The sequence below is a fragment of the Acinetobacter stercoris genome (assembly GCF_900323515.1).
In the GTDB taxonomy this organism is placed as follows: domain Bacteria; phylum Pseudomonadota; class Gammaproteobacteria; order Pseudomonadales; family Moraxellaceae; genus Acinetobacter; species Acinetobacter stercoris.
Genome location: NZ_OOGT01000206.1, coordinates 1 through 6,846, shown reverse-complemented (window position 1 = coordinate 6,846; position 6,846 = coordinate 1). Strand labels below are relative to the sequence as shown.

Sequence of the window (6,846 nt, the reverse complement as noted above, 5' to 3'; positions counted from 1 at the left end):
ATATAAAATTAATATCTTGGCAATAAAAAACCACATCAAAAGATGTGGTTTTTTAAGCAGTTAAATCTAATCAGAAATTAGATTTTACCAACCAAGTCGATTGAAGGAGCAAGAGTTGCATCGCCTTCTTTCCATTTAGCTGGGCAAACTTCACCTGGGTGAGAATGAACGTATTGAGCTGCTTTAACTTTACGAAGAAGTTCTGAAGCATCACGACCAATACCACCAGCATTGATTTCGATGATTTGGATTTTACCTTCAGGATCGATAACAAAAGTACCACGATCAGCAAGACCATCAGCTTCGATAAGAACTTCGAAGTTTTTAGCAAGAGTCCAGGTAGGATCGCCAACCATTACGTATTCGATTTTTTTGATTTCTTCAGAAGAATCGTGCCAAGCTTTGTGAGTAAAGTGAGTGTCAGTAGATACTGAGTAGATTTCAACACCTAATTTTTGGAATTCAGCGTAGTTGTCAGCAAGGTCGCCAAGTTCAGTTGGGCAAACGAAAGTGAAGTCAGCTGGATAGAAGAATACAACAGACCATTTACCTTTAAAGTTAGCTTCAGTAACTTCAATAAATTGACCCTTTTGGAATGCTTGTGCTTTGAATGGTTTAACTTCAGTATTAATTAAGCTCATCATTTTCTCCATGATTGAGGTTTGTTTTCAATATATAACTAGAATAAAGACTTTTTTGTTATTGGTGAAATAGTATTTTTTCATAGCTAAAATCGGAAAATTGAATTTAGCTCTCTCCAGATACAATTTCATCAATTATGAGTGCTTTGACATTTCATACTATGCAGGAAATATTGCATGATCTGTATGATGCTTCAATGACAAAAGCATTCTTTGACTTGGGTAGAAACATGATGTCTTAATGATAAGATTTCAAGGGTTAACATCAAAAAATAACAATAAATATTTTAACTTATTAAATTTTATCGATAAAATTCAGTTGTAAGAATTTTAAATGAGTCATATTTTATTCGTTTTAGTAATCATATCGTGATTGCTAAGCTTGGTAGGATTTTTTTTTCAGATCTTGATGAACGAGCATTTTGCTTCATGATTAGGATATATACGGCCTTTTGAGTTGATTTCTTTCTGAATTTGCAAGTGTATCGGCAAATGATCCTGTTACATTCATTCTGGTCAGGATGATCAGGTTATATGCTGTATTGTTCACATGTTTATCAGAAATAAGGTTCTATATTTATTGATATTGCTCTTTTATTGTGTCTGGTTTTATTACGTTGATGATTGCATATCATATGATATATGAGGGTGTTTTTTTATTGTAAAAACTATTATTTGATTTCATGGTTAATTGGTTTGCATTGTTTTTTAAGGCTAAGTTTAATTTATTAAAAATAGAAGGGCTACTTAGATACCATCTTTATATCTGTAGGATTACAGCGTAAAATAGCCAGTTCTTTTTTATAATCAGGATTGTTTATCTGTGCTAAGTCATTTAAATGTCGATCAATTGGTCATGGCTCGCGACCGTCATCGTTTAAATCGACTTCAAAAAGGCAAAGATGCAAATCCTAAGCAATACCAAGAACTTTTTGAAAAGTCGAATCATAAAGTACGTGAAAGAATCGGGCGTATTCCAGATATCAGACTCAATCAGGATCTACCAGTTACACAATATGCTGATCAATTGATTGAGGCGATTCAAAAACATCAAATCATTATCGTTGCCGGTGAAACTGGTTCTGGTAAAACAACACAATTACCGCAGATTGCCATGCTCGCTGGACGTGGTTTAACAGGGATGATTGGGCATACTCAACCACGGCGTCTGGCTGCTCGCAGTGTTTCCGAGCGCATTGCATCAGAAGTTGGTGAAAAGCTGGGTGAGTCGATCAGTTTTAAAGTACGATTTAATGAGCAAGGTTCAAATGATTCCATTGTTCGTTTAATGACTGACGGTATTTTGCTGGCGGAGCTGGCACATGATCGTTATTTGACTAAATACGATACGATTATTATTGATGAAGCACATGAACGTTCATTAAATATCGACTTCATTATGGGTTACTTGAAACAGCTTATTAAAAAGCGCCCAGATTTAAAAATCATCATTACCTCGGCGACACTCGATGTAAACCGTTTTAGTGAATATTTTCATGCTGCGCCTATTTTTGAAGTTGAGGGGCGCAGTTTTCCTGTAGAAGTTCGTTATCACCCTATTTCAGAAATGACAATTAGGGGAAGTGATGATGATGATTTTGATGATTTTGAAGAAAATTTACCCAGAGCTGTCGTTCAAGCTGTTGAAGAATGTTTTAAAGATGCAGAACAAAAAGGGCATCCTGAGCATGCCGACATCCTGATTTTTTCAAGTACAGAACAAGAGATTCGGGAACTTCAGGAAACCTTGCAAAAGTATGGTCCTCGTCATACACAGATTCTACCATTGTACGCACGGTTGGCATTGGCTGAACAACAAAAAATCTTCAATCCGACTGGTGGCGGAAGACGTATTATCATAGCTACTAACGTTGCAGAAACTGCTTTGACAGTACCCAATATCCGCTATGTGATTGATAGTGGTTTTGCTCGTATTTCACGTTATAGCTATCGTTCTCGTGTACAGCGTTTGCCCATAGAAGCGATTTCTCAAGCGGCAGCAAATCAACGAAAAGGACGGTGTGGTCGTATCGCTCCAGGTGTTTGTATTCGCTTGTATAGTGAAGAAGATTTCCTGAGTCGTCCTGAGTTTACTGAACCTGAAATTAAGCGTACCAATCTGGCTTCGGTAATTTTACAGATGCAAAGTTTGGGTTTGGGTTCTGTCGAAGCTTTTGATTTTATTGAGCCACCTGATCACCGTTTGGTGAATGATGGTCGTAAACTATTGATCGAATTGGGTGCTTATAACGATAAAAAAGACGAGCTCACTAAAATTGGTCAGCAGATGGCAAAAATGCCCATTGATCCACGTTTGGCTCGTATGATTTTGGGTGGCGCCCATTTTGGTGTTCTAAATGAAGCCTTGATTATTGTCGCGGCACTGGCTGTGCAAGATCCACGCGAACGCCCCGCCGATAAACAAACACAAGCAGATCAAAAGCATGCGCTGTTTAAACAGGCGGACTCTGACTTTTTGTTTTATACAACGTTATGGGAAACATTACAAAATAATCGTGAAAATTTAAGTGAAAATAAACGCCGAACTTTTGCACGTCAGCATTTCTTGAGTTGGCTGAGATTACGCGAATGGAAAAAGACTCATGAACAACTGGTTGATTTGGCAAGAGGGTTAAAGCTGTCATTTAATGAAAAACCTGCCAGTTATGAAAATCTACATCGTGCATTGCTCACAGGTTTATTATCTTTTATTGCCAATAAAACTGATGAAAAAAATGTTTATATGGCAGTTCGTCAGCAAAAAGCCCGTATTTTCCCAGCTTCAACGTTACACAAAGCTGGTGCATCTTGGGTGATGGCATTTGAGATGGTGGAAACATCTCAGGTCTATTTGCGTAACTTAGCTAAAATTGAACCCGAATGGATTTTACTTGCTGCACCAAACTTATTGAAGCATCATTATTTTGAACCGCATTGGGCGAAAAAACCAGGTGTGGTGAATGCTTATGACCAGATTTCATTGTTTGGCTTGATCATTGAACCGAAACGGATGACCAATTATGAAAAGGTCGATCAGACTGCTGCACATGAAATTTTTCTAAGAGATGCATTAACCACTGGCAACTTAGGTATTACGCCGCCGTTTTTAAAACATAACCTACTTAAATTAGAAGAAGTAGAACGGGTTGAAGATAAACTCCGTCGTCGTGATCTTGTTGTTGATGAGGAAATAATTTATCAGTTTTATGCCTCTAAAGTCCCAGAAGAAATTGCTAGTCGTCGAAGTTTTGAGGATTGGCGAGCAACTGTAGAACCTAAAAACTCACGGTATTTGTTTATCGATGATGATGCACTTTGGCTGAATGATCGTCCTACAACACAACAGTTCCCTGATTTTTTACAAAATGGACAACTTCGTCTGGCGGCAAGTTATCGTTTTGACCCTAGTCATGATGAAGATGGTGCAACAGTCAAGATTCCTGTTCAGGCACTTCCACAAGTTGATGAAAATATCTGGTCTTGGGGGATTCCCGGTTGGCGCCTGGAGTTGATAGAGGCACTACTCAAATCACTTCCTAAGGATAAACGCCGTAATCTAGTCCCAATTCCTGATACAGCTCATCGTCTCTTGAAAACTATTGATGCTGTGCATTTACGTGAACATATTTTTGGGTTTCTGGCATTTCAGCTTCGTGGTGAACAGATTACTGTAAAAGATTTTTCATTTGAACGTGTTGATCAGTATCTGCTTCCATTTATCAAGGTCATTGATGAAAAAGGGCGCGTGATTGAAAAAGGTCGTGACTTGCAGGAGTTAAAAGCACGTTGCCGAACAGAAACGCATAGCCCTGTGAAACAGCTTAAGGGAGAGTTTAATACTTTTCCTGAAAAATTTATTTTTGAAGCCTCACAGAAAGTGACAGGCGTTGTGGTTAAACAATATCAGGGACTTGTACCTGTTAAAGCATTTGCCAAGTTAGATACAAAGGATGAATCAGGTATCGTGATTCAAACTTTTAATGATCAGACTGAAGCCGTTAAGCAACATTGTGAAGGTGTGATTCGTTTGATCCATATGCAACTCGGAGATCTGGTTCGCCAATTAAAAAAGCAGATTTCTAAACCTTTGGCGTTGGCTTATTCACCACTTGGTGATAAAGCAAAACTAGAGCAAATGCTGATTTATGCTACCTTGCAAATGGCAATTTCCAATCTTCCAATAAATTCCGATGAATACCAAAACTTGCTTATTCAAGTGAAAAAGAATTTTTTATCTGTGGGGCAGGAAGCTTTAAAAATCATTAGTAATATTTTTATTCAATGGCAGGAGATCCGTCAAAAGCTTTTAATGCTTGATCAAAATGTGTTTGGGAAAAGTATAGATGATATCGAAGATCAACTTGATTTAATGGATTTATCAAACTTTGTATACAGTAAATCTTCAGATATTTGGCAAGAATATCCGCGTTATCTCAAAGCACTTATCTTGCGTTTAGATCGATTGCCAAATAATCTAAATAGGGATTTAGATGCCATTGAACAAATTGATCCCTGGATGGATAAATTATTTAAGTTTAAAAATGATGCGCGTTTAAAAGAATTGTATTTTATGACTGAAGAACTGCGCATCTCATTATTTTCTCAACCAATGAAAACCAAGATGCCTATTTCAGCAACTCGCCTGCAAAAACTATGGGGTCAGCTTGGAATCAGTTAAGATATAGATCGTTTTATTAAGGAGTTTTACATGGGCATCCGTATTACAGGTACTGGGTTGTATCATCCTGAAGAAGTCATCACTAACGAAGAATTAGTGGAAAGTTTAAATGCTTATGTGGAACAGTATAACCACGATAATGCTGAAAAAATTGCATCTGGGGAAATCGAAGCTCGTCGTGGTTCTAGTGCAGATTTTATTGAAAAGGCATCTGGCGTAAAACGCCGCTATGTGATTGAAAAGTCGGGTGTATTGGATCCAGCCCGTTTGCGTCCACGTTTAGTTGAGCGCAGTGATGACGAACTTTCTATTCAGGCAGAATGGGGTGTTATTGCGGCGAAACAGGCAATGGAAAACGCAGGTGTTGGCGCTGAGGACATCGATGTAGTAATACTGGCTTGCTCAAATATGCAGCGTGCTTATCCGGCAGTTGCCATTGAAATCCAGACAGCACTTGGTATACAAGGTTATGCTTATGACATGAATGTCGCATGTTCTGCAGCTACATTCGGTTTAAAACAGGCGTATGATGCGATTAAAACAGGTGCACGCCGTGTGTTACTGGTTAATGTTGAAATCACATCTGGACATACAGATTATCGTTCTCGTGATTGTCACTTTATTTTTGGTGATGTTGCAACAGCTTCAATTATTGAAGATACAACAACCAAGACAGGTTTTGACATTGTAGATACTCAATTATTTACCCAATTTTCAAATAATATCCGTAATAATTTTGGCTTTTTAAACAGCTCGGAATTGACTCATCGTGATGATAAACAATTCCGTCAGGATGGTCGTAAAGTATTTAAGGAAGTTTGTCCTTTAGTTGCGAAGATGATTACAAAGCAACTAGAGAAAAACAATATTCTTCCTGAAAATGTGAAGCGTTACTGGTTACATCAAGCCAACGCCAATATGAATGAACTCATTTTAAAATTGGTTGTTGGTAAGCAAGTTGCCGAAGCTGATCCTGATCTTGTACCTATCATTCTGGATGAATTTGCCAATACTTCATCTGCCGGTGTAATAATTGCAATGCATCGTACTGCTGATCAGGTCAATGATGGTGAATATGGTGTACTTTGCTCCTTTGGTGCAGGTTATTCGGTTGGCTCGATTTTGGTACAAAAGCATATTGTTTAATTGATTTGACTAAACAATGGTGCATCTTCAAAAGGATTTGAGATGAAAAAAACGCTGCAAATAAGAATTTTATATTTAATCTTTTTGTAGCGTTTTTTATATTTAACTTTATTTAATAATTAACAANTTTATTTATGGCTTGTGTTGCAACTGTATTATATAAATCACATTGGTTTCGAACAGCATCTAAATATTCTTGCTTATGCTCTTGTTCCCAACCTTCAGAGAAATAAGAATTAGATAGTTGTTTTATATACTCTTCACGTGTGTATTCGATACCTTTCTCATTATAATACCCAGAATAGTATTGGTCTTTATATAAGATTAAAGCATTTTCCATGCCGTAATAATAATTTGGGTTATTACTGTAATCCTTAAAAT

3 protein-coding genes are annotated in these 6,846 nt (G+C 37.4%); 2 read left to right on the top strand and 1 reads right to left on the bottom strand.

Going from position 1 to position 6,846, the window contains the following annotated elements; all coding sequences use genetic code 11:
- Positions 1-77 precede the first annotated feature (77 nt).
- Positions 78-641 (bottom strand): alkyl hydroperoxide reductase subunit C, encoded by a 564-nt coding sequence (ahpC, locus tag KPC_RS16475; protein WP_121975443.1) that lies wholly within the window; start codon positions 639-641, stop codon positions 78-80.
- Between the two features lie 856 nt (positions 642-1,497).
- On the opposite strand from ahpC, the gene hrpA reads away from it, so the two are divergent.
- Together hrpA and KPC_RS16465 are read left to right on the top strand one after the other, a co-directional pair.
- Positions 1,498-5,319 (top strand): ATP-dependent RNA helicase HrpA, encoded by a 3,822-nt coding sequence (gene hrpA, locus KPC_RS16470; RefSeq protein ID WP_407641995.1) that lies wholly within the window; start codon positions 1,498-1,500, stop codon positions 5,317-5,319.
- A gap of 30 nt (positions 5,320-5,349) precedes the next feature.
- Positions 5,350-6,465: a beta-ketoacyl-ACP synthase III gene (locus KPC_RS16465; RefSeq protein WP_121975441.1), complete on the top strand. Its 1,116-nt coding sequence runs from the start codon at positions 5,350-5,352 to the stop codon at positions 6,463-6,465.
- Positions 6,466-6,846: the final 381 nt, after the last annotated feature.